Here is a 21,119-nt window from a genome sequence, read left to right as displayed (position 1 = left end):
GTGAATATCCACCCTTTTTATGTAGTTTTAAAAATCAATTTTTAAATGTTATCCACAATGTTATCAACAACTGTGGAAAAATAATTTCCACAACCGAAAATATGTTTTATAATCTTAGAAGCATTATTAAATATACCAAAAAAAATTATCCACATCAATAAGAAAATATATTTTGAGAATCAAATTTTCCACAGTGAAAAAATTGTCTACACCCTGTTAAAAGTCTGTGGATAAAATTGTGGATATGTGGATTATTTTTGTGAATTAAATTTATTAAAATTAAATTTTCACATGTGGATATCTTGATTAACAATGGTTAACTTTTTATAAGAACAATGCTTTTATAAAGATACAGAAAAAATGACGGGTTTTAAAAAGTAAGTAAACATAGTTTTTCTTGTGAATAATTTTTCATGTTATTTTTAAAAGTTTTTAAGTTTTTTGTTTACATAAATAGAGAAAATAACTTGTCAAATAGCTTTTCAATTAAAATGTGAGGATTTGGTACATTTTTCTTGAAATTCAAGATTAGGCTGAGTAAAAGCCCTATTAAAATCAAAATGCTTGTAAAAAAAATCTCTTTTTGAAGATACCTTCTTTTTAAGATAAGAAACTCTGTAGAAAAAATTAGCGTGTAAGCAATAACTATAAATCCTATATTCATAGCCTTTTTTCTCCTTAAATTTCATTCTTTCATCATACCAAATCGCCTTATGAAAGGCTTTACAACAATTGAGACAGAAATAAGATTTTTGTCAAAATTTAAAAGCTTCTTGTAAGAAGAGTAATAAAAATCGCTAAGGTGCAGAATGTCACAATTGAGGTCAAACGATTTTTCCAATACCTTGTTAACATCGTTTTTGATAGATTTACTGAATTCTTTTTTTATTTCTTCAATCAATGAACTTGAGATATAAGAGTTTGAATATTTTTCACCAAGGTTTGTCTCAGTAGTTATTTGAAGAGTAAAAAGAGCTTTGCCAAGCTTTCTTTTAACATTGATACTAGTCATGCTTTGTATAAGTTCTAAAGAAAACATGTCTTTGCCAATCTTTACAGGATATATTCCACTTTTTATTTTACCAACTGCCCATAAAAGTCCTCTTAACTCATTGTGAGTAAGATATCCTATCAGTTTGTAGTTGCTGAACACAGCCGTTTTTTCTACATAAAACATCTGTAATTGTGAAGATTGACCACCTGACAATTTTGTTGTCACAAATGGTACAGGTGCAGTTTTTGACTTTGTATTAGACATCTTTTGAAACTCATATATGCTAATAGGAAGCACTTTTGAATTTGCATAATAATTTTTTATTACATTTTCAAGCTCTTTTGCGGGTATCGATTCTATCGGAACGTTTGTGTCTAAAAACTTTTCAATGTCATCTGAAGTAACTATTATATATGCATCTGGTCGGAACTCGTGATATCTTAAGAACATATCAAGAATATTTTCAATTCCTTGATGTGCAACTTTTTCACTAATAACAATAATCTTGTTGTGAGAAAAGAAAAGTTTTTTATCTGACGAAAGCGTTGCATTTCGAATAGCGTCAAATATGCTTTTGCCTGTTGAAGAGAAACACCACACTCCTTTTTGTTGAGAGGTGGAAGGTATATTTGCCGGATTTTTGAGAACCTTTGGTTTTAATACCTGGTATGTTAGTTTGAACTGCCCGCTTTGGTTTTTGTCAACTCCAACTGCTTGAACAATCAGTATATCGTTAAGTTCTTTTCTGTTCCAGCAGCCTGTCAGAAAAATTAATGTTAAAAGAATTACTGTTAGAGAAAATACAAACTTTTTCATTTCTTTCTCGCCCTCAGCTTTATTTTTGCAAATAAAAGGGTAAAAAGTGGTATAAAAAATATGAAGATATATGAATACAGTGTAAAATATCTGTAACTCATAAACCTGTCAAGAGACAAAAAGTTAGGAATTATATAAAAAACAAAAGGAGTAAGCACAGATGTAAAAGGAATTGCATATACAAAGTAGTCTGCTGTATTTCTGAGCTCTTGCATTGTAGTAAGAAGGATGTACATGAAATATGTGATTTTGAGAAATATACCCATTATCCAAATGGCCATGTGAAGAGATTCAAATCTTTCAAGAAACTCTGCAATATTTAGTACCTTTATTGCAGAGTAAAATGGAAATGAGAGCCTGCTTGCTTGAGTATAGCCAAAAAGTGAAAGTACAAGCATTGTAATTGCAAGATAAAATATGTCGACTAATAAAAAAGCCACTGCAATGATTTTTGTCATATCTTTAAATATACAGTTTTTATTTTTGACAATATACGGATTTATCATTCCAATAGTAATTATTTCAGAGCTCAGTGAACACAGATATATTCCACCAAAAATAGACTGTGTAATATTTTTTTCTAAAACAGGTTTTAATGCTGCAGGGTCAAAAAATCTTAAAGAAATTATTATGATAATTGCAAGACTCAGGATTGTAATAAACGTTGTTATTTGAGCAAATCTTGCCAAAGGCTCTATACCTTTTTTAAGTGCGTAAAGACAAATAGTTAGCATTGTCACTATTAAAAAAAGAATTGGCGTTTGTGGCATAACAGCTGTTGCCATAAACTCAACAAACTGTGCAACTTGTATTGCTGTAATGTGAAAGAAAAACCAGATATATAGGATAGATAAAACTATAGAAAACCTTCCAAATACAATGTGAAGCATACTTGTAAATGTTTGATTTGGAAATAAATAGCATAGATAAATAAGTGGTAATGATACTAAGATAGAAAACGGATACATAAATACGACCGAAAGCCACACATCCTGGTTTTTTGGCGGTGCATTGAATATTGGTAAAAATGTAAGTACCATCACTATTCTGTTTACAAAAAATAGACACAAGAATTGGTAATATGATATTTTTGAATTTGACATTTTAACTTATACCACCCAGCATTAGAATTTTTTATTGAAGACAATAGGTCTTTTTTTCAAAATTCGCCAAGGGAGTCGGACAAACACGTCTTTGAGATCATGGACCACAACTGGAGCTATAGGTGCAAGATAGTTTATTCCAAATGATTTTAAGCTACAAAGATGAATTATCATTAAAATCCATATAAGCATTATTCCGTAAAGTCCACATATAGCAGACATTATAACACACGCAAATCTTATAATTGTGGCTGCGTCGGATATTGCAGGAATCATAAAAGTGGATATTGCAGTAAATGCAACTGTTACAACCATTGGAGCACCGATAAGCCCGGCTGAGACAGCTGCCTCACCAATGACAAGTGCACCAACAATGGAAATTGCTTGACCTACCGGCCGTGGAAGCCTCACACCAGCTTCTTTTAATATTTCGTATATTACAAGCATTGTAAGTGTTTCTGCAAACGAGGGGAAAGGAATACCTGCCTGGGCGCTTGTGATGCTGATTAAAAGTGATGTTGGTAAAAGCTCCTGATGAAACGTTGTAACTGCAATGTACAGTGCTGGCAGGGTTGTTGAAACAAAAAATGAAAAGTATCTCAAAAGCCTTACAATACTGTAGTAGTACGGCCTTGAATAGTAGTCTTCACTTGTCTGAAAAGCTTCAACAAATAAGTATGGAACTGTTAAAGCAAAAGGTGTTCCATCCACAAGTATTGCAACCCTTCCTTCCATAATTTTCCCGACAACTACGTCTGGTTTTTCTGAATTTCCAACAGTTGGGAAAATAGAGTATTTACCATCTTCTATAAAAGATTCTATATATCCTGATTCGAGAATGTACTCCATATCAATCTTTTCGAGGCGTCTTTTTACCTCATCTACAAGTTCTTTTTTTGCAATTGATTCTATATAGCATATTGCGATGTCTGTTTTTGATATCTTTCCAATTTTGATTGACTCAATCTTAAGTTTTGGGTCGCGTATCTTTCTTCTGATAAGTGCTGTGTTTGTTCTCAAGTTTTCAGTAAAACCTTCCCTTGGTCCTCTTACAACAACCTCTGTGTTTGGTTCCTCAATTCCGCGGGACTCCCATCCTCGTACAGATATCAAAAGACATCTGTCTATACCTTCGATAAAAAGTGCAACATCACCGCACAATATACAATGAACTGTCTTTGCCCAGTCACTTTCTTCTGTTATACAGTGGCTGTATAGAATGTTTTCTTTAATAAAGGTATATACCTCTTCACATGTAAATTGTTCCTTTCTATAAATACTGATATCTCTCATGAGAGGTTTTAAAATGTGTTCATTTATTACCATCTTGTCAACAAGCCCGTCTATCATAACAAGAAAAGCTTTTATATTACTGCTTCCTATCTTGAATTCTCTTATTATAAGGTCACTAAAGTTTCCAAATTCGTTCCTAATGTTTTGAATATTCTGGTCATAAGATGGTGTGATTGAATTTGAACCAGAATTTTTTTTCATCTTTTTCTCCAGCAATATATTTTCTGATAATAATTTTGCCCTGTAAGAAAAAATATTATACCATTGAGGTTAATAAGTGTTATAATTCTTTATAAAAGAGGTGGTAGATAAATAGTGTTAAAGATATTTATGGGATAGAACTTAAACAAAGCCTATGAAATAATCCCTTTGACTTTTTTGCATGATTTGGAGTATAATAAAATTTGTTTTATCGAAAAATTAAGCAATGAGATTTTACCTTCTCCAAGATAGAGATAAATTGCTGAAAATGTGATATAATATTCCTCAGGTGTTTAAAATGTACAAAATACAAAACCATATAAGATATGATTAACAAACATCAAGATGGAAGGTACCTGTATGTTGAGTTGCCAGCCACGGTTTTAGGTAAGAAAATAAGTAAGTAAGGATAGTGCCAAGGCTAGGTGGTAGATGGTTTGAGATTGAGTATGTGTATGAAGGTAAGCAGCAGCTGAGAATTTTTGATTTGAGCAGGTATTTAGGGGTAGACTTAGGGCTTGACAATTGAAAGTTTCACCTCACAAAGAGGCTGCAGATGCGTGCATGTTAGCAAAAGTAGCAGGAAATATAGAGGATTGTATGTATGCAAAGATTGTGAGGTTGTGGGTATGTAGTAAATGCAGATATAAATGGATCGATAGACATAGTTGTAAGGGTAACTTGAGATGTTACCAAACTTTTTGCCAAGATTCCACCTCTTTAAGGTGGATTGTAGTTCACTGTATACTGAGTAACGAAAATATAGCTAAAATAGCATAACTTTTTTAGAGGGAGGAGGGCAGAATATGAAAAGAACATACCAGCCTCATAACAAAAGAAGAAAAAGAACGCACGGATTTTTGGTAAGGATGCGAACCAAAGGTGGAAGAAAAGTTTTAAAAAGAAGAAGACTCAAAGGTAGAAAAAGACTTGCGGTGTAGTGGAAGACCACTTTAGAGCAAAAAGTGGTCTTTTTACTTAAAAAACAAATAATTGCAATAAAAAATATATTAGCAAGGAAAGAAAGTGAATGAACAAGTTCTATTCACTAAAAAAGAATGAAGAGTTTGAAGCTTGTATAAAAAGAGGAAGGTTTGCTGTACAAGAAAAGATTGTTGTTTATTCGTTGAAAAATAAACTTGCGATTAGTAGGTTTGGGATTTCGATGTCGTCAAAGTTTGGCAAGGCAACAGCGCGAAATCGGTTTAAAAGGATTGTGCGTGCTTGGATTTTAGAAAACATTGATAAAATCAAGCAGGGGTTTGACGTTGTGGTGATTGCAAGAAAGATGAAAGATGATAAAGTAAAAGCAAGAGAGATTCATCTAAACTATTTTAAAGATGACCTTGAAAAAGCGTTTAAAAGACTGAGGCTTTTGAAAGAGGAATGAAAAATGAGTGTAAAAAAATATATTTTACTAACATTAAAATTTTTGATAAGATTTTATCAGAAGTTTATATCACCACTAAAAGTAATACCAAGTTGCAGGTTTTACCCGACATGTTCTGAGTATACACTGCAAGCAATTGAGAAATATGGGTTTTACGGACTATGGCTGGGATTTAAAAGAATTATCAAGTGCCATCCGTTTCATCCCGGTGGATATGACCCTTTAAAGTAGAAATAATTTGAAATTGAAATAAAAAGTTAGAAAATTAGAGGAGGAAAGAAATTTTGAACCCGACATGGCTTGATTTTTTAGCAATCCCACTTGGACGGCTTTTAAAGTTCATATACGACTTTTTACACGGCGCTCACATTCCAGGAAGCTATGGCATAGCTATCATACTTCTTACATTGATAGTAAGAGGGCTTCTTCTTCCTTTGTATATAAAACAGATTCAATCAACCTCCAAGATGGCAGAAGTTGCACCAAGACTTCAGGAGATACAGCAAAAATATAAGAACGACCAGAAAAAGATGCAAGAGGAGATGTTAAAACTCTACCAAGAGACGGGTTACAATCCTGCAGGTGGTTGTTGGCCGCTGCTTATACAGATTCCTATTTTGTTTTCGCTGTACTATGTATTTCAAAACCCGCTTGTGTACGTGCTTGGAAAATCTCATCAGTATGTTAAAGACCTTATAACAGGCGCAACAGGTTACAATATTACGCAAAGGATTGTAGATGAGGCTCAGAAGCTTGGTCTTGACATGCACTTTTTCGGGATAAACCTTGCCCAGAAAGAGCTAATAGTACTGCCTATTTTGAGCGCTGCATTTTCATTCTTGTCAATCCTATATTCGATGAATAGCCAAAAGAAGTTCAACCCACAGTATTCCTCATCCCAGTCAAATGTTATGGCAGAGAGTATGAACAGAAGCCTTATGATTTTCAGCCCTCTTATGTCTTACTTTATAGCTCTGCAGGTGCCTTCTGGTCTTGTGCTTTACTGGACTGTTACAAACCTATTTACAATCCTGCAACAGTTTATAGCAAACGAGGTTGTGTACAAAAAGCTGAAACACAAAAAAGAGGAAGAAGAGAAGAAAAAACAGCTCGAAAAACAGGCACTCAAAATGCAGGAGATTGAATCAGAAAGAGAAAAAATTGATGAGCAAGATGAAAGCAAAAAGACTAAAACCAGAACAGAAAATTCTCAGGACGATGATCAGGAAAGATTAAGAAAAAAAGAGCTTGAAAGGTTGAAACAACAAATTTCTGGTCAGCACAGAACAAGTAAGAAAAAGAAAAAATAAAAAATTTCTTGTGCGGAGGAGAAATTTTTATGAAATGGGTAGAAAAAACTGCAAAGACGGTGGATGAGGCAGTTGACCTTGCTTTGAAAGATCTTGGTATATCGCGTGATAAGGCTGAAATTGTGGTGATTGACGAGGGGTCGAAAGGAATTTTGGGGATTATTGGTGCGCGTCCTGAAAAGGTAAAGGTGATTGCAAAACAGACGCCTGAAGAAAAGATTGAAGAGTTCTTGAGAAATGTTCTTGATAACATGGATGTCAAGATTGACAGGATGGATATGGTAAGAGATGGAGAGTTTATAAAAGTGAATCTTTTTGGGAAAAATACGTTTAAGCTTATTGGCAAAGATGGAGAGGTGCTTGATGCTCTTCAGTTTTTGACAGGTGTAGTTGTCAACAGAGGAGTAAAAGAAGATGAAACTGTTAGAGTTCTTCTTGACTGCCAAAACTTTAGAAGAAGGAAAGAAGAGCGGCTTAAGAAGCTTGCACTGTCGCTTGCAGATAAAGTGGCAAAAAGTAAAAAAAGTATCAAGTTAAGACCTATGACTCCATACGAAAGAAGAATAATTCATACTACTTTGCAAAATCACAGGTTTGTCACAACATACTCAGAAGGAGAAGAACCTTATAGAAAGGTTGTCATTACATTAAAATAAATTGATACGAATTTAAAAAGCAGGGTAAAATACTTTTGCCCTGCTTTGTTTGTATTCTAAAATGTTTTTAAAAGAGGGGAAAGTAAAAGATGGAGTTTGACACAATAGTTGCAATTTCAACTCCAATTGGAACAGGTGGAATAGGGATTGTTAGAATATCAGGTAAAAATGCTTTTGATATTGCTGAAAGGATTATAAGAAGCAAAAAATACAATACAGTGAAAGACATTCCTATAAGGTATGCAGCACTTGTTGACGTGTACGATGGTGATGAGTTTATTGATGAAGCAATTTTGATAAAGTTTAAATCTCCCCATTCGTACACAGGTGAGGATGTTATTGAAATTCAGAGCCATGGGGGATTGGTTGTACTAAAAAGGATTGTGGAAACAGCAATTAAAAATGGAGCGCGTCATGCCATGCCGGGTGAGTTTACAAAACGAGCATTTTTAAACGGCAGACTTGACCTGTCTCAGGCTGAAGCTGTTATTGATATAATAAATTCAAAAACAAGGCTTTTGCAACAAAATGCTGCAAAACAGTTAAAAGGGTTGCTAAGCCAAAAAATTGAAGAGATCACTCAGCTTCTTTTGAATCTTGTTGCATCTATTGAGGCATCAATAGACTTTTCTGAACATGAGGTTGATGAAATTTCACACAGTGAAATTTTGAGCATAATAGATGCTGCGCTGGCAAAAATAGAGAAACTTGAAAAATCATATGAGACTGGAAAAGCGATAAAGAGTGGGATTTATACTGTTATTGTTGGAAGACCAAATGTAGGAAAGTCTTCGCTTCTTAACAGGCTATTGAAAGAGGAAAAGGCTATTGTGACTGACATACCAGGTACAACACGAGATGTGATTGAAGAGGTTTTAGACATAGAAGGTATTCCGATAATCCTTGCTGACACTGCAGGGGTAAGAAAAACAGATGACATTGTTGAAAAAATTGGTGTTAAAAAGACATTGGAAAGCATAGAAAGGTCTGATCTTGTGCTATTCATGGTAGAATCAAGTGGTATATTGCAGGATGATTTGGAGATTTTTGAGGCTATAAAGAATAAGAGGTTTATTGTTATAGTAAACAAAATAGATAAAGAAGTAAATATTTCACAGGATGACATTAAAAGGGTTTTTGGGAAAGAAGGGATTTTCATATCTGTGGAGCATGACAAGAACTTGGAACTTGTTGAAAAGGCAATTGCAAATGAAGTTTTAAGTCAAAACCTTGAATCACAAGATAGTGTGCTTATAACAAACCTTCGTCACAAAGAACTTCTTTTAAAAGCAAAAGAGTTTTTACTTTCAGCAAAAGAAAACCTGTATACAGTGCCACTTGATATTCTTTCAATTGACATAAGAAATGCACTTGATAGTCTTTATCAAATAACTGGAAGAAATGTTACAGAAGATATGGTAGATAGGATATTTTCAATGTTTTGTATTGGCAAATAAAATATTTAAAAAGGGGGGTAAATCTTTAGATTATGGAATTTGTTGCAGGTGAATATGACGTTGCGGTTGTTGGAGCTGGACATGCAGGAATAGAAGCTGCGCTTGCATCTGCTCGGCTTGGACTTAGAACCATCGTTTTTGCTATTAACTTAGACTCTATAGGCAATATGCCGTGCAATCCAAGCATTGGCGGGACAGGTAAAGGACACTTAGTTCGTGAGATTGACGCGCTTGGTGGTGAGATGGGTAAGGCTGCAGATGCAACAGCAATTCAGGTACGGATTTTAAACAGGGCAAAAGGTCCTGCGGTGTATTCACTGCGAGCACAGTGTGATAGAAGCCGATATAGGCTGTATATGAAAAAAGTACTTGAAAATCAAGAAAACCTTGATATAAGGCAAGCAGAGGTATGCGAGGTTTTAGTAGAAGATGGACGTGTAAAGGGTGTTAAAATTACAACAGGCGCAATTTTTTTAGCAAAAGCGGTTGTGCTTGCAACAGGTACGTTTCTTGGTGGAAGGGTAATAATAGGTGAGACTGTTTTTGATAGTGGTCCTGACGGTATGCATCCAGCAAGATATCTGACAGAAAATCTTAAAAAACTTGGAATTGAGATGATGAGGTTCAAGACTGGCACACCTGCGCGTGTTCACAGAAGGTCTTTGGACTTTTCAAAGATGCAGATTCAGCCAGGAGATGAAAAGCCTTTGCCCTTTTCTTTTGAGAATGAAGATAATTTTAATATTGAACAAGTGCCTTGTTATTTGACATACACAACAGAGGAAACTCATAGAATAATAAGAGAAAACCTTCACAGGGCACCACTTTTTACTGGTCTTATTTCTGGAATTGGGCCAAGATACTGTCCTTCGATTGAAGATAAAATTGTAAGATTTTCAGATAAACCAAGACATCAGGTGTTTATTGAACCAACAGGGATAGATACAGACGAGATGTATGTCCAAGGAATGTCAACCTCTTTGCCAGAAGATGTGCAGGTGAGGATGTACAGAAGTGTGATAGGGCTTGAGAATGTAAAGATTATGCGACCTGCATATGCAATTGAGTATGACTGTATAAACCCATTACAACTTGAACCTACGTTGCAGTTTAAGAAAATAAAAGGGCTTTTTTCGGCCGGACAGATAAATGGGACGTCAGGATACGAAGAAGCAGCTGCACAGGGAATAATTGCAGGTATTAATGCAGCAATGTATGTCAAGGGAAAAGAAATGATTGTTTTGGACAGGTCACAAGCTTACATTGGAGTTTTGATAGACGACCTTGTAACAAAAGGGACAAATGAACCTTACCGTATTATGACATCAAGAGCAGAATACAGACTAATTTTGAGGCAGGACAATGCAGACCTTCGTCTTACTGAAATTGGTTATAAGATTGGGCTTATATCACAACAAAGATATGAAAAGTTTCTGCAAAAGAAAAAGATGATAGAAGATGAGATTAACAGGGTAAAAAATACTATAATACCGCCAAACGAAAAGGTAAATAATCTTTTAGTGCAAAAGGGTTCGTCACCAATCTCATCGGGTGTTAGGCTTTCTGACTTGTTAAAGAGGCCTGAGCTTTCGTATGACGATTTGAAGGATATAGATACAAACCGACCAGAACTTCCGTGGTATGTTCAGGATGAGGTTGAAATTGAGATAAAATACGAAGGGTATATAAAAAAGCAACTTGAGAGGATTGAACAGTTTAAAAAACTTGAAAATAAAAAGATACCAGAATGGATTGATTATAATAAAATTATTGGTCTTTCAACTGAGGCAAAACAAAAACTTTCGCAAATAAGACCTACTTCAATTGGCCAGGCTTCGAGAATTTCTGGTGTTTCACCGGCAGATATATCTGTTCTTCTTATCTGGCTTGAGACAGTCAAACACGACCAAAAAGATTAATTTTAACCTTTACATTTTAAAGGGGAAACGAAAAATGGAATTGTTGGATAAAGTTCTTGAATACTATAAGGTTAAAAATCCACTGGTTGTGAAACAACTTTTTATTAAGTATATGAATTTGGTACTGGAGAAAAATAAACTTTTTAACCTTACAGCTATAGAAAATGAAAATGAGTTTGTGGTAAAACATATTGCTGATTCTCTGTCACTGTTAAAATTCATTGAGGAAGATAACTCGTATCAAAACCCTGTTGCTATAGACATTGGCTCTGGATTTGGTGCACCAGGACTTTTTGTTAAGATTGCAATGCCAAGATTGAATATATTTCTCAATGACTCAAACAAGAAAAAGTGTAAATTTATGAATGAGGTAAAAGAATGTTTGGGAATTTCTGGTGTGACAGTTGTGTGTGAAAGAGCAGAAATTTTAGGCAGGAAAGAGGAGTTTAGAGAAAAATTTAGGTTTGTATTTGCTCGTGCAGTTGACAGATTGAATGTCCTGTGTGAATATGCTCTTCCGCTACTAGAAATTGGCGGTGTTTTTTTAGCTCAAAAAGGATTTGAATGTGAAGATGAAATTGACACTGCGAAAAATGCAATTGAAGTTTTGGGTGGAGAAATTTATAGTATAGAAAAATTTGTGCTTCCATACTCAGAGGAAAAAAGAAGTATTATTGTTATAAAAAAATTGCGACATACACCGTCAAATTTCCCCAGAAATACAAAGCAGATTGTAAAAAAACCCCTATAGTCAATGAGAAAATTGTTTTATCTTGTTTGAAAATGTATGAAAAATTTAGAAATTAAAAGAAGGATTTTTTTAAGGAGGGAAGAATATAAATAAATAGATTACCAAAGAGGATTTTTAAAGGAAGGGGAAAATAAAAGTTGTTTTCGCTTTTGATACGTCAGGCAAACAAGGGGGATATTGAAAAAGATATATATTACATTGAAGATGTTCCAATTGAAAAGGTTTTGCCAAATCCATATCAACCAAGAATTAATTTTGATGAAAGACTTATTGAAGAGTTGGCTGTATCAATAAAAACTTATGGGCTTTTGCAGCCAATTATTGTGAGGAAAAAAGGTGAATTTTATTATCTCATTGCGGGCGAGCGAAGACTCAGAGCTTGCAAACATCTGGGCTATAGTAAAATTAAAGCAGTTGTGATAAATGTAACTGACATTGAAAGTGCAATTTTAGCGCTCATAGAAAATATACAACGTCAAGACCTTGACTTTTTCGAAGAAGCTCAAGGTTACAAACAACTTGCTGACGAGTTTGGTCTCACACAAGTCGAGATTGCAAAAAGAGTTGGAAAAACCCAGTCCGCTATTGCTAATAAAATTAGGCTTTTACAGCTACCGGCTGATATAAGATGGATGATACGTGAACATGGTCTTTCAGAACGTCATGCGCGTGCTCTTTTAAAACTTGAGTCGCAGGAGGATATGAAATATATACTATCGCGAATAATTGAAGGCGGTCTTACTGTTTCACAGACAGAAAGACTTATCTCTGATTTTCTTAGTGGCAAAAAGGCTAATAAAGCTTCAAGAGTAATTAAAGTATCTATGAACGATTGCAGAGTGGTATATAATACCATAAAAAAGGCCTTGAAAATATTCCAAAAAACTGATATAAATTATGATATAAAAGAAAACAAAACAGAGGCATACTACGAAATAATCGTTAGAATAAATAAAAAATCCCCGCAGACCTCCTCATAAAAGAGGAGGTACTTTTTTGCAAAAAAAGTGCAGAAAGGGATTGTCCTTTCTGCACTGACTGTTATTTTATTATTTTATTACTTAATTATATCGAGTATATCGCTTGATACAAAGAATTTCTTAGCAGATGGGATATATACACTGACAAATTTTAATTTGTACTGGTTTGATCCCTCAATAACAATGTTTTTGTTCTGTGGAATGATATATGTTTTGTCACCTTTATTTATTAAAAGCTGTATATTGGAAGGATTGCTGTTATCAATTGAGACCTGATATCCCTTTTCTTCTAATTCTATGTTAGATAAATATGCATTTTCATTGAATGAATAAAGGTCAATACCTAAAATCTCACACATGTAGTCACAAACCTGAGTGTTATCTATAACTCCTCTTGGGATATAATTTTTTGGATGGTATGCATAAAGTACCACTTCTTCTCCTGTATGTTCATCAGATGTCCAACCAATATATGACCTTTTACTTATCATCTGGCCAAGCACTGTGTTTAGTTTACCTTGCGGAGCTGACTTAATTGCGTTTATCTCATCCTGTGTGAGGTCATCAATTCCGTAATATTTTGAAACAATCTTTTTGATATTCTCATCTGTTCTGTTATTTCCAAGAAGTTCTTCAACTCCTAATCCTGTTCGTGTAGCTTTTCGAATATATTTCAAAAGACTATTTAACATAATGCTGTCAATAGATACACCTCTTGTGCCAAGTGTCATTCCTCCATTATTATGGTCAGGGACTATTAAAACAGCTGTATCTTCTCTTGATTTTGCAAAGTCTAATGCCACTTTGACTGCTTTGTCAAAAGCCAAAACTTCTGACACAACTCCGACAGGGTCGTTTGCATGTGATGCCCAGTCAATTTCACTTCCCTCAATCATTAAGAAAAACCCGTTTCTATTCTTAGATAGAATATAAAGCGCTTTTTGTGTCATCTCTGCCAAAGATGGTTCGCCTGCATCTTTTCTGTCAAAATCATAATGCATAGCATCCTGTGCAAACAAACCCCAAATTTTTTGACCAGAATAGTTTTTTGCGTCATGCCAGTTTGTTGTAACAAAATATCCATTTTGTCTCAGGTATCCTACCAAATCTTCTTTGTCTTTTCTTTGATTCTTATCGATATACTTGTATCCTCCACCAAGGACAACATCAATATTGTTGTAAACCATCTGTTCAGCTATTGATTCATAATCGTTTCTGTTATCTGTATGTGAAGCAAATGCAGCAGGTGTTGCATGTGGAAATTGACAAGTAAAAACAAGACCAGTTGATTTTCCTAACTTTTTAGCCGCTTCCAATACAGTTATTATAGGTTTATAAAAATCTTTTTCATCAACCTGACCAACTCCAGGCATTGAAACCATCTCAGGATAAATGGAAAGGTACCTGTTTTGTGTTTTGAAACCTGTTGCATAGGCTGTTGCAGCCGGTGCTGAGTCAGTAATAGGATTGTTAGCAGAATATGTTCTTATAAGACCACATGCAAGTTCGTCCATTGCTAATGGTTCGCCATCTTGGTACCAGCGTGCAAGTGTTGTGTGTGCTATTGTCATACCATCAGGAATCATTAGAATCACATTTTTTACTCTGTTTTCATTGTCGTTTGTATCTTGCTGGGCAAATGCAAAGGTTGATAAGATGAGACATAGGATTAAAATTGATGTAATAAGTATATTTTTTCTTTTTACAAAAACATTTTTCATTTACGCTGTTCCCTCCTTGTTATTGTTTTGTAAATTTTATTTTACTGATATATAATTTTTAGCAACAATTGCCTGACCTTCATCAGAGAGAACAAAATCTACAAAAGCTTTTGTAACTTTACTTGGGTTTTTGGAAACTAAGAAGAGAAACGGTCTTTTAATTTTATATTTCCCAAGTTTAACATTCTTTTCTGTTGGTTCTACACCTTCAACCTTAACACCTTTTACTGTGCTATCTAATACACCAATCGATATATATCCAATTGAATTTTCATCCTGTGAAACTGTTGTTTTTACAGCACCAGTTGACGGCTGGACAATTGCAGAGTCTGTAATTTTTGATGATTTTCCCATAACTATTTCTTCAAATGCACCTCTTGTTCCTGAACCTTCTTCTCTTGTTACAACAACAATCTTGGCATCTTTTCCACCAACTTCTTTCCAGTTTTTAATTTTGCCAGAGAAGATATCTCTTATCTGGTCAATAGTAAGATTTGATACTGGATTTGATTTATGAACAATAATTGCAATGCCATCTTCTGCAATTTTTATCTCCTGCCAGCCTTTTGCTGATAGTTGTTTTGATTCATCTTCTGTTAATTCTCTTGATGATGTTCCAATATCAACAATTCCTTGTATAGCAGATTTTATTCCAACAGATGAACCTCCACCCTGAACTTCAATTGATACTTTTGGATACTGTTGCATGAAATATCTTGCAAGCTCGTCAGCAAGTGGCTGGACAGATGTTGAACCTGCAATCATAATTCTTCCAGAAAGATTTGATGAATAAATCTGTGGAATAAATGTGTACTTTAGTTCTAAGTTTGATTCACCTTTTGCTGACATAACAGCATTTTTTGGTATTGTCAAAAGATACTGAGCTTTTGCAGTAAGATTTTCTTTTATGGTTATAACAAGCTTGTTATATGAAACCTGTGCAACAAATTGTACCTTTGTTTTTTTGTTCTTTAATAGTGTAATCTTATTAAAGTTTGGGCCTTTAGAAATGTCTTGAGAAAATGTAATCACAATCTGTCTTTGTGTAGTTGTTGATGGTAATGATTTTGACTTTACTGTTAAACTTTGTGAATAAGAGATTAGTGGAATTAGGCATATTGTTGATATCATAAAAACAAGTACTAATAATGAAATTAACCTTTCAAAAAGAGCTTTTTTCATGGTTTACCCCTCCTTAAAATTTTTTGCAATCTCTAATATACACTTTCAATGTTTAAATTTTATTAAATCAACGTTAAATGTTTGTTTATTTTAGGTTAAAGTTTAGTTAAGGTAATATTAAGAGTATGTTAAAGATGTACTTAAAAATTAATCAAATGTTCCACGTGGAACATTCTTATGATATAATTTAATTAAAAAACTTGAAGTGAGAAGATGGAAAATGGCAAGAATTGTTGCAATTGTTAATCAAAAAGGTGGTGTTGGGAAAACAACCACCTGTGTTAATTTGTCTGCTGCTATAAGTAGAATGAGCAAAAAGGTTTTGGCAATTGATTGTGACCCACAAGGTAATCTCACAAGTGGGTTTGGAATAGACAAAAAATCTCTTGGAAAAACAACATATGATGTTTTGATAGGAAACTGCTCAGCTGACGAAGCTATTGTAAAAGAAAAGTTTGAGAATTTGAGTATTCTTCCTGCAAATGTGAACTTAGCTGGTGCTGAAATTGAACTTGTGTCAATGATTGCAAGAGAATTTAGATTAAAAGATGCTATTGAAAAGATAAAAGATGAATATGACTATATTTTTATTGACTGTCCGCCATCATTGGGATTATTGACTATTAATGCATTGGCAACCTCCAACTCTGTAATTATACCTATACAATGTGAATATTATGCTTTAGAAGGATTAAGTCAGCTTTCAAATACGATTTCACTTGTAAGAAAACATTTAAATAAGAACTTAGAGATTGATGGTGTTGTTCTTACAATGTTTGATTCAAGAACAAATCTTTCGTTGGAAGTTGTTGAAGAAGTAAAAAGGTTTTTTGGGCAGAAAGTGTTTTTGAGTTTAATTCCAAGAAATGTAAGACTTTCAGAGGCACCCTCATTTGGTCTTCCGGGTATATTTTATGACCCTGAATCAAAAGGTGCAAAAGCATACATAGAACTTGCTGAGGAGTACATAAACAGAATAGAAAATACATTTTCAAGGGGTGCGATATAAATGAAAAAGAGGCTCGGAAGAGGTCTTGATGCCCTGTTTGGGGATGAATATTTAGGTAATGAGAATGAGTCGACAGTTGAAGAGGTTAATGACCAAAATATTGAGCGAATAGAAGAAATTGATATCGATTTAATTGAGTTATCTGAAAATCAGCCAAGGAAAATATTTAATGATGAAGAAATTGAGGAACTTGCAAACTCAATTAAAAGTGTTGGGTTAATTCAGCCTATTGTGGTTCAAAAAAAAGATGGTAACAGGTATATTTTGATTGCAGGTGAAAGAAGATTAAGAGCATGTATGCTTGCCGGTATCAAGAAGGTTAAATGTATTATAAAGAAATATGAAAATCCTTTTGAGATAGCTTTGATAGAAAATATACAGAGGAAGGATTTAAATCCATATGAAAAAGCATTAGCGTTTAAAAAACTTATAGAAGAGTTTGGATACACACAAGAAAAGCTTGGGGAAAGACTTGGAATTTCGCGTGCAAAAGTTGCGAATACACTTCGAATTTTGAACCTTGGAGAAGATATAATAAACTTGATAATAGAGGGAAAAATTTCAGAAGGACATGCAAAGGTATTGCTATCAGTTGATGATGAACAGAAAAGAAATAAACTTGCACAGATTGTTGCTGAAAAGAATTTGAGTGTAAGAGAATTAGAAAAACTTGTCAAATCAAGCGATAATAAGAACGAGATTGAAGTTGAGAGTGAGATAATTCGGGAGATTGAAGAAAATCTGATGAAGCTTTTTGGACTTAAGGTTAAAATACAAAAAAAGAAAAATAGAGGGAAAATAGAAATTGAGTTTACGTCAGATGAGGAGCTTGAAAAGATAATATCTATACTCATGCCATAAAGCGAGACATCAACAAAAATCTATCCATGAAATGTTCCACGTGGAACATTAAAAACACATAGATAACATTAAATCATCGAGGGGGAAAACTAATGAAAGGTTTTATAATTACATATGCTTTTGAGATAATTATTTTTTGTCTTGCACTGAACATGATACTTTTTCTTGCACTCTTGATAGAAGTTACAAAAAACAAAAGTCTTAAAAAGAGGTTTATTGAACTTACTTCAAATCAAGATTTCAAAAATTTAGAAGATATCATAAGACAAACCAATGAAAAGGTTGAATATTTTGAAGAGGTCCTGAAAGCCTTAACAAAGAGTCACAGGACACTTAGTGAAAATACCAAACTGTGCATAAAAAAAGTGGGTATTATTCGATACGATGCATTTGAAAATGTGGGAAGCAGACTTAGTTTTGCATTAGCGCTTCTTGATGAGTTTGACACAGGAGTTGTGATAAACAGTATATATTCGAGAGAGGGTTGCAGTGTATATGCAAAACCAATAGAAAATGGAATTTCAAAGTATCCGCTTTCTGCTGAGGAGATGCAGGCAATTGACATTGCAAGAAAAAACTACATTTCAAAAGAGATAAAAGAATAATGATTATCACAAAAGAAAGGAGGGTACCTGCCAATGATGAAAAGTTTGTCATTGGCGGGGTGCAAGAATGGAGTTTTCAAAAAGCTTTTATGAGAGTATTTTGAATGGAATGCTTGACCTTGTAAGGGTCATTGACATAGATGGAGTTGTTGTTTTTTGCAATACCAAGATGAAAGAAGAATTTGGTGACCAGACAGGGAAAAAATGTTATGAACTTTTTTGCAAAGATTCGCGGTGTGAAGATTGCATTGCAACAAGGTCTGTGAGAGAAAATACACGGTTTATGAAGTATGCACATTATAAAGACAAGATATATTATGTAATAAGCTCACCAGTCTACGGTCAAAACGGGAAAGCAGTTGGAACTGTTGAGGTGTTCAGGGATATTACAGAACAGAGAAAGATTGAAGAAAGACTCAGACGCCAGAATGAGATTTTAAGACGTGATTTAGAGTTTGCAAAGAGGCTTCAACAATCCCTGCTTCCAGTAATACCAAGGATTGAAGGATACAGAATTACATACACCTATAAACCATGCGAAAGACTTGGTGGAGATTTTTTGGATGTCATTAGCATTGATGACAAAATAGTTTTCTATGTAGCAGACGTTGCAGGGCATGGACTTTTAGCATCAATGGTAACTATATTTGTAAAACAAAGTATCATTAAAAATGCGCATACATACATAAACTCAAGTGCACAAGAGATAATGAAAGGAGTTTTATTAGATTTTATTGAGATGAACTTTCCAAGCGAGATATACATCACAATCGTGCTTGGCATCTTAGAAAAACAGAGCGGAAAAGTAACAATGATTTCTGCCGGGCATGTGACAGAACCCATTTTGGTCAAAGCAAATAAGAAGGTAAAGATGTTTTCGATGAGAGGGCAGCCAATTGCATCAATTGACCTTGAACAAGGGTTTGAGATGAAAGAAACAATCCTTGAGAAAAATGACAAACTGATATTTTACTCAGATGGACTTATTGAAAGTAAAAACAAACAGGGTGAGATGTATGGCAAAAAAAGGCTTATAAAGAGAATACTGAGTATCAAAAACATAAATACAGAGCTTTTGATACGAGATGTGAGAAATTTTGTGTCAGACATAGATGACGATATAGCTGTTTTGATGATTGAGAAGATATAAAAGAGTGGGAAAGAAAAATGAGGTTTTTGAAATTTGTGTATAAACTGATTATTAGTATGGCTATAATTATTGCTTTTGTACAGACGTTAAATCTCTTTGGGATAGAGTATCTGAGTCTATATATGTTCATGAATTATAACTACACAAAAACGTATCCAAACATAAGATACTATGAAGATGTTTTGCCACTTAGAGACAAAGCTGTGGTTATTTTCAGAGGCAAGATAGGTATTTTAACAGATGATACAATAAAGTGGACAAAAATTGCATATCAAAACCATAAAGGATACTCAGATGGGCAGGTTGCAGTTGCATTTGTTGAAGGTGGGAAATATCTTCACATAATAACAGCATCAGAACAAAAAGACATTGTGTACCCTGTAACAATAAAAGATGTCAAAGCAAAAAATGGCAAAGTTTGCGTTCTTCTGAGCGACAAAGAAAACTATCTTATTGCCTATGATGATAAACAAAACATTCTTTATTCTGCAAAGATAAAGGAAGATGTCATAGATTTTGATATAGGAAATAATTTTGTTGTAGCCATTGTTAAAAGTGTATCAACTGGAGAAGTAGCAGTGTCATACATAGATAAAAGAGGGATTTTTATGTCAAGAATATTACCCTCTATCTTTATGAAAGTAAAAAAACTATACATCATACAAAACAATATTGCTGTTTGGGACGGTAAAATGCTCGATATATATGATATACAGCTGAAAAAAAGGAAAAAATCTTTTAGTTTTAGCAGTACTCCAAAACCTGTTGATGGAAACTCAAATATCTTAGTTTCGTCAAAAGAAATTCTTTCGTATAATATCTATACAGACAATTTTTCGTTCAAAAGATTATCATCATTTAATTGGGTTGTTGCGACAAACGACAAAATAGCACTGACAAAGGGCAACGAGGTTGAGATTTACTCATTGAATTTAAACAGATTAAAACAACTAAACGTAAATTCTTTTGGCTTTGTAAAAGCTGTTCTAAGTCAGGACAAGTTATATTATATATTTAATGATAGAATCGAATGTTATAAAGAAAGGTGGTAAAACTTCAATGCCAAACACAGTTGACCTTGTTGTGCTTGCAATAATTTTACTGGGCAGTTGGATTGGATATAAAAAAGGTATGCTTAGGATGGGGTTTAATATGGGGTCGTACATAATATCGTGGTTTGTTGCAGTGTTTGGGTACAAGTATGTCAGCAGCTTAATACTTCAATCACCAGTTCTTAGAGAAGCGATTTATAGTTTTGTAAGACAAAAGGTTGTAATTAAAGGGGATATTTTGCCAACAGTACCTCAGTTTTTTAAAAGTGCAATAATACAAGCTCAGCAAACGCTAAACAGAACTTTGCAGGATGCTGCAGCAGTTGTACTTGCAAACTTTATTGCGATGATTCTTGTCTTTGTCGGAACAAAAATTATAATCTCAGCGCTAAAAACATCGATTGGATTTATGAGTAAAGTTCCAGTTATTGGACAAATAGACCGTTTTTTGGGATTAATAACAGGAGTAGCTGTGGCGCTTGTAATAATCTATTTAGCTTTTTCAGTTCTTTATTTTTTCCCAAATGCTGAAATTTTCAAGACAGTCCAAAAGGGCATAAAGTCCTCAATGTTTGCCGAGTTTTTGTATGAGAATAATATAATTGTAATGCTTATGAGGCAATACTTGAAGATATAGATTTGCAATCTGAAAAATAAGGCAAAGGAGAA

21 protein-coding genes and 1 pseudogene are annotated in these 21,119 nt (G+C 34.0%); 16 read left to right on the top strand and 6 right to left on the bottom strand.

Annotated features, from left to right (window positions below):
• Window positions 1–445: 445 nt before the first annotated feature.
• Genes CaldiYA01_RS12135 through CaldiYA01_RS12120 form a run of 4 tightly spaced genes read right to left on the bottom strand, consistent with a single transcriptional unit; the run spans window position 446 to window position 4,407 of the window.
• Window positions 446–664: a hypothetical protein gene (locus CaldiYA01_RS12135; RefSeq protein WP_207180085.1), complete on the bottom strand. Its 219-nt coding sequence runs from the start codon at window positions 662–664 to the stop codon at window positions 446–448.
• A 21-nt stretch (window positions 665–685) separates the two neighbouring features.
• A complete protein-coding gene (locus CaldiYA01_RS12130; protein WP_207180083.1) occupies window positions 686–1,810 on the bottom strand; it encodes a Ger(x)C family spore germination protein in 1,125 nt (374 codons plus the stop codon).
• Window positions 1,807–2,913, bottom strand: coding sequence for a GerAB/ArcD/ProY family transporter (locus tag CaldiYA01_RS12125; protein WP_207180081.1), 1,107 nt, complete (start codon window positions 2,911–2,913; stop codon window positions 1,807–1,809). Before CaldiYA01_RS12125 ends, CaldiYA01_RS12130 begins: the two co-directional genes overlap by 4 nt.
• Before the next feature lie 21 nt (window positions 2,914–2,934).
• Window positions 2,935–4,407: a spore germination protein gene (locus CaldiYA01_RS12120; RefSeq protein ID WP_207180080.1), complete on the bottom strand. Its 1,473-nt coding sequence runs from the start codon at window positions 4,405–4,407 to the stop codon at window positions 2,935–2,937.
• A 350-nt stretch (window positions 4,408–4,757) separates the two neighbouring features.
• Here CaldiYA01_RS12120 and CaldiYA01_RS12580 point away from each other — a divergent pair.
• The 10 genes and pseudogenes from CaldiYA01_RS12580 to CaldiYA01_RS12070 all read left to right on the top strand — a co-directional run.
• Window positions 4,758–4,933: pseudogene (locus CaldiYA01_RS12580) on the top strand (RNA-guided endonuclease InsQ/TnpB family protein); the annotation flags it as partial.
• Between the two features lie 280 nt (window positions 4,934–5,213).
• Window positions 5,214–5,348 (top strand): 50S ribosomal protein L34, encoded by a 135-nt coding sequence (rpmH, locus tag CaldiYA01_RS12110; protein ID WP_013291559.1) that lies wholly within the window; start codon window positions 5,214–5,216, stop codon window positions 5,346–5,348.
• 89 nt (window positions 5,349–5,437) lie between these two features.
• Window positions 5,438–5,797, top strand: coding sequence for a ribonuclease P protein component (gene rnpA, locus CaldiYA01_RS12105; RefSeq protein WP_207180078.1), 360 nt, complete (start codon window positions 5,438–5,440; stop codon window positions 5,795–5,797).
• Window positions 5,798–5,800: 3 nt separating this feature from the next.
• Window positions 5,801–6,028, top strand: coding sequence for a membrane protein insertion efficiency factor YidD (gene yidD / locus CaldiYA01_RS12100; protein ID WP_207180076.1), 228 nt, complete (start codon window positions 5,801–5,803; stop codon window positions 6,026–6,028).
• A gap of 53 nt (window positions 6,029–6,081) precedes the next feature.
• Window positions 6,082–7,107 carry a YidC/Oxa1 family membrane protein insertase gene (gene yidC, locus CaldiYA01_RS12095; RefSeq protein ID WP_207180074.1) on the top strand — a complete coding sequence of 342 codons (1,026 nt, stop codon included), beginning with the start codon at window positions 6,082–6,084 and terminating at the stop codon, window positions 7,105–7,107.
• A gap of 29 nt (window positions 7,108–7,136) precedes the next feature.
• Window positions 7,137–7,763 carry an RNA-binding cell elongation regulator Jag/EloR gene (gene jag / locus CaldiYA01_RS12090; RefSeq protein WP_207180073.1) on the top strand — a complete coding sequence of 209 codons (627 nt, stop codon included), beginning with the start codon at window positions 7,137–7,139 and terminating at the stop codon, window positions 7,761–7,763.
• 89 nt (window positions 7,764–7,852) lie between these two features.
• A complete protein-coding gene (gene mnmE / locus CaldiYA01_RS12085) occupies window positions 7,853–9,220 on the top strand; it encodes a tRNA uridine-5-carboxymethylaminomethyl(34) synthesis GTPase MnmE (protein WP_207180072.1) in 1,368 nt (455 codons plus the stop codon).
• Between the two features lie 32 nt (window positions 9,221–9,252).
• Window positions 9,253–11,139, top strand: coding sequence for a tRNA uridine-5-carboxymethylaminomethyl(34) synthesis enzyme MnmG (gene mnmG, locus CaldiYA01_RS12080; protein WP_207180071.1), 1,887 nt, complete (start codon window positions 9,253–9,255; stop codon window positions 11,137–11,139).
• Window positions 11,140–11,173: 34 nt separating this feature from the next.
• On the top strand, window positions 11,174–11,890 hold the full coding sequence (gene rsmG / locus CaldiYA01_RS12075) for a 16S rRNA (guanine(527)-N(7))-methyltransferase RsmG (RefSeq protein WP_207180070.1): 717 nt from the start codon (window positions 11,174–11,176) through the stop codon (window positions 11,888–11,890).
• Window positions 11,891–12,027: 137 nt separating this feature from the next.
• Window positions 12,028–12,870 (top strand): ParB/RepB/Spo0J family partition protein, encoded by an 843-nt coding sequence (locus CaldiYA01_RS12070; protein ID WP_207180069.1) that lies wholly within the window; start codon window positions 12,028–12,030, stop codon window positions 12,868–12,870.
• Between the two features lie 77 nt (window positions 12,871–12,947).
• Here the strand turns inward: CaldiYA01_RS12070 and CaldiYA01_RS12065 are convergent, their stop codons facing one another.
• Both CaldiYA01_RS12065 and CaldiYA01_RS12060 read right to left on the bottom strand, forming a co-directional pair.
• Window positions 12,948–14,591, bottom strand: a complete 1,644-nt coding sequence (locus CaldiYA01_RS12065) for an alkaline phosphatase (protein WP_207180068.1) — start codon at window positions 14,589–14,591, stop codon at window positions 12,948–12,950.
• 36 nt (window positions 14,592–14,627) lie between these two features.
• Entirely contained in the window at window positions 14,628–15,773 is a 1,146-nt protein-coding gene (locus CaldiYA01_RS12060; RefSeq protein WP_207180067.1) for a phosphate ABC transporter substrate-binding protein PstS family protein, read from the bottom strand.
• A gap of 220 nt (window positions 15,774–15,993) precedes the next feature.
• On the opposite strand from CaldiYA01_RS12060, the gene CaldiYA01_RS12055 reads away from it, so the two are divergent.
• From CaldiYA01_RS12055 to CaldiYA01_RS12030, 6 genes are all read left to right on the top strand, one after another.
• On the top strand, window positions 15,994–16,782 hold the full coding sequence (locus CaldiYA01_RS12055; RefSeq protein ID WP_207180064.1) for a ParA family protein: 789 nt from the start codon (window positions 15,994–15,996) through the stop codon (window positions 16,780–16,782).
• Window positions 16,783–17,643, top strand: a complete 861-nt coding sequence (locus CaldiYA01_RS12050) for a ParB/RepB/Spo0J family partition protein (RefSeq protein ID WP_207180063.1) — start codon at window positions 16,783–16,785, stop codon at window positions 17,641–17,643.
• A gap of 92 nt (window positions 17,644–17,735) precedes the next feature.
• Window positions 17,736–18,248, top strand: a complete 513-nt coding sequence (locus CaldiYA01_RS12045; protein WP_207180062.1) for a DUF4446 family protein — start codon at window positions 17,736–17,738, stop codon at window positions 18,246–18,248.
• A gap of 67 nt (window positions 18,249–18,315) precedes the next feature.
• On the top strand, window positions 18,316–19,398 hold the full coding sequence (locus CaldiYA01_RS12040; protein ID WP_207180061.1) for a PP2C family protein-serine/threonine phosphatase: 1,083 nt from the start codon (window positions 18,316–18,318) through the stop codon (window positions 19,396–19,398).
• Window positions 19,399–19,415: 17 nt separating this feature from the next.
• Window positions 19,416–20,450, top strand: coding sequence for a hypothetical protein (locus CaldiYA01_RS12035; RefSeq protein WP_207180059.1), 1,035 nt, complete (start codon window positions 19,416–19,418; stop codon window positions 20,448–20,450).
• A gap of 7 nt (window positions 20,451–20,457) precedes the next feature.
• On the top strand, window positions 20,458–21,087 hold the full coding sequence (locus tag CaldiYA01_RS12030) for a CvpA family protein (protein ID WP_207180057.1): 630 nt from the start codon (window positions 20,458–20,460) through the stop codon (window positions 21,085–21,087).
• Window positions 21,088–21,119: the final 32 nt, after the last annotated feature.

The organism is Caldicellulosiruptor diazotrophicus, assembly GCF_017347585.1.
In the GTDB taxonomy this organism is placed as follows: Bacteria; Bacillota; Thermoanaerobacteria; order Caldicellulosiruptorales; family Caldicellulosiruptoraceae; genus Caldicellulosiruptor; species Caldicellulosiruptor diazotrophicus.
This window is presented reverse-complemented; position numbering and strand designations above follow the sequence as displayed.

Coding starts and splice junctions, on each gene's coding strand:
- CaldiYA01_RS12135 (WP_207180085.1), bottom strand. CDS start 664: ATGAATATAGGATTTATAGTTATTGCTTACACGCTAATTTTTTCTACA.
- CaldiYA01_RS12130 (WP_207180083.1), bottom strand. CDS start 1,810: ATGAAAAAGTTTGTATTTTCTCTAACAGTAATTCTTTTAACATTAATT.
- CaldiYA01_RS12125 (WP_207180081.1), bottom strand. CDS start 2,913: ATGTCAAATTCAAAAATATCATATTACCAATTCTTGTGTCTATTTTTT.
- CaldiYA01_RS12120 (WP_207180080.1), bottom strand. CDS start 4,407: ATGAAAAAAAATTCTGGTTCAAATTCAATCACACCATCTTATGACCAG.
- rpmH (WP_013291559.1), top strand. CDS start 5,214: ATGAAAAGAACATACCAGCCTCATAACAAAAGAAGAAAAAGAACGCAC.
- rnpA (WP_207180078.1), top strand. CDS start 5,438: ATGAACAAGTTCTATTCACTAAAAAAGAATGAAGAGTTTGAAGCTTGT.
- yidD (WP_207180076.1), top strand. CDS start 5,801: ATGAGTGTAAAAAAATATATTTTACTAACATTAAAATTTTTGATAAGA.
- jag (WP_207180073.1), top strand. CDS start 7,137: ATGAAATGGGTAGAAAAAACTGCAAAGACGGTGGATGAGGCAGTTGAC.
- mnmE (WP_207180072.1), top strand. CDS start 7,853: ATGGAGTTTGACACAATAGTTGCAATTTCAACTCCAATTGGAACAGGT.
- mnmG (WP_207180071.1), top strand. CDS start 9,253: ATGGAATTTGTTGCAGGTGAATATGACGTTGCGGTTGTTGGAGCTGGA.
- rsmG (WP_207180070.1), top strand. CDS start 11,174: ATGGAATTGTTGGATAAAGTTCTTGAATACTATAAGGTTAAAAATCCA.
- CaldiYA01_RS12065 (WP_207180068.1), bottom strand. CDS start 14,591: ATGAAAAATGTTTTTGTAAAAAGAAAAAATATACTTATTACATCAATT.
- CaldiYA01_RS12060 (WP_207180067.1), bottom strand. CDS start 15,773: ATGAAAAAAGCTCTTTTTGAAAGGTTAATTTCATTATTAGTACTTGTT.
- CaldiYA01_RS12055 (WP_207180064.1), top strand. CDS start 15,994: ATGGCAAGAATTGTTGCAATTGTTAATCAAAAAGGTGGTGTTGGGAAA.
- CaldiYA01_RS12050 (WP_207180063.1), top strand. CDS start 16,783: ATGAAAAAGAGGCTCGGAAGAGGTCTTGATGCCCTGTTTGGGGATGAA.
- CaldiYA01_RS12045 (WP_207180062.1), top strand. CDS start 17,736: ATGAAAGGTTTTATAATTACATATGCTTTTGAGATAATTATTTTTTGT.
- CaldiYA01_RS12040 (WP_207180061.1), top strand. CDS start 18,316: ATGGAGTTTTCAAAAAGCTTTTATGAGAGTATTTTGAATGGAATGCTT.
- CaldiYA01_RS12035 (WP_207180059.1), top strand. CDS start 19,416: ATGAGGTTTTTGAAATTTGTGTATAAACTGATTATTAGTATGGCTATA.
- CaldiYA01_RS12030 (WP_207180057.1), top strand. CDS start 20,458: ATGCCAAACACAGTTGACCTTGTTGTGCTTGCAATAATTTTACTGGGC.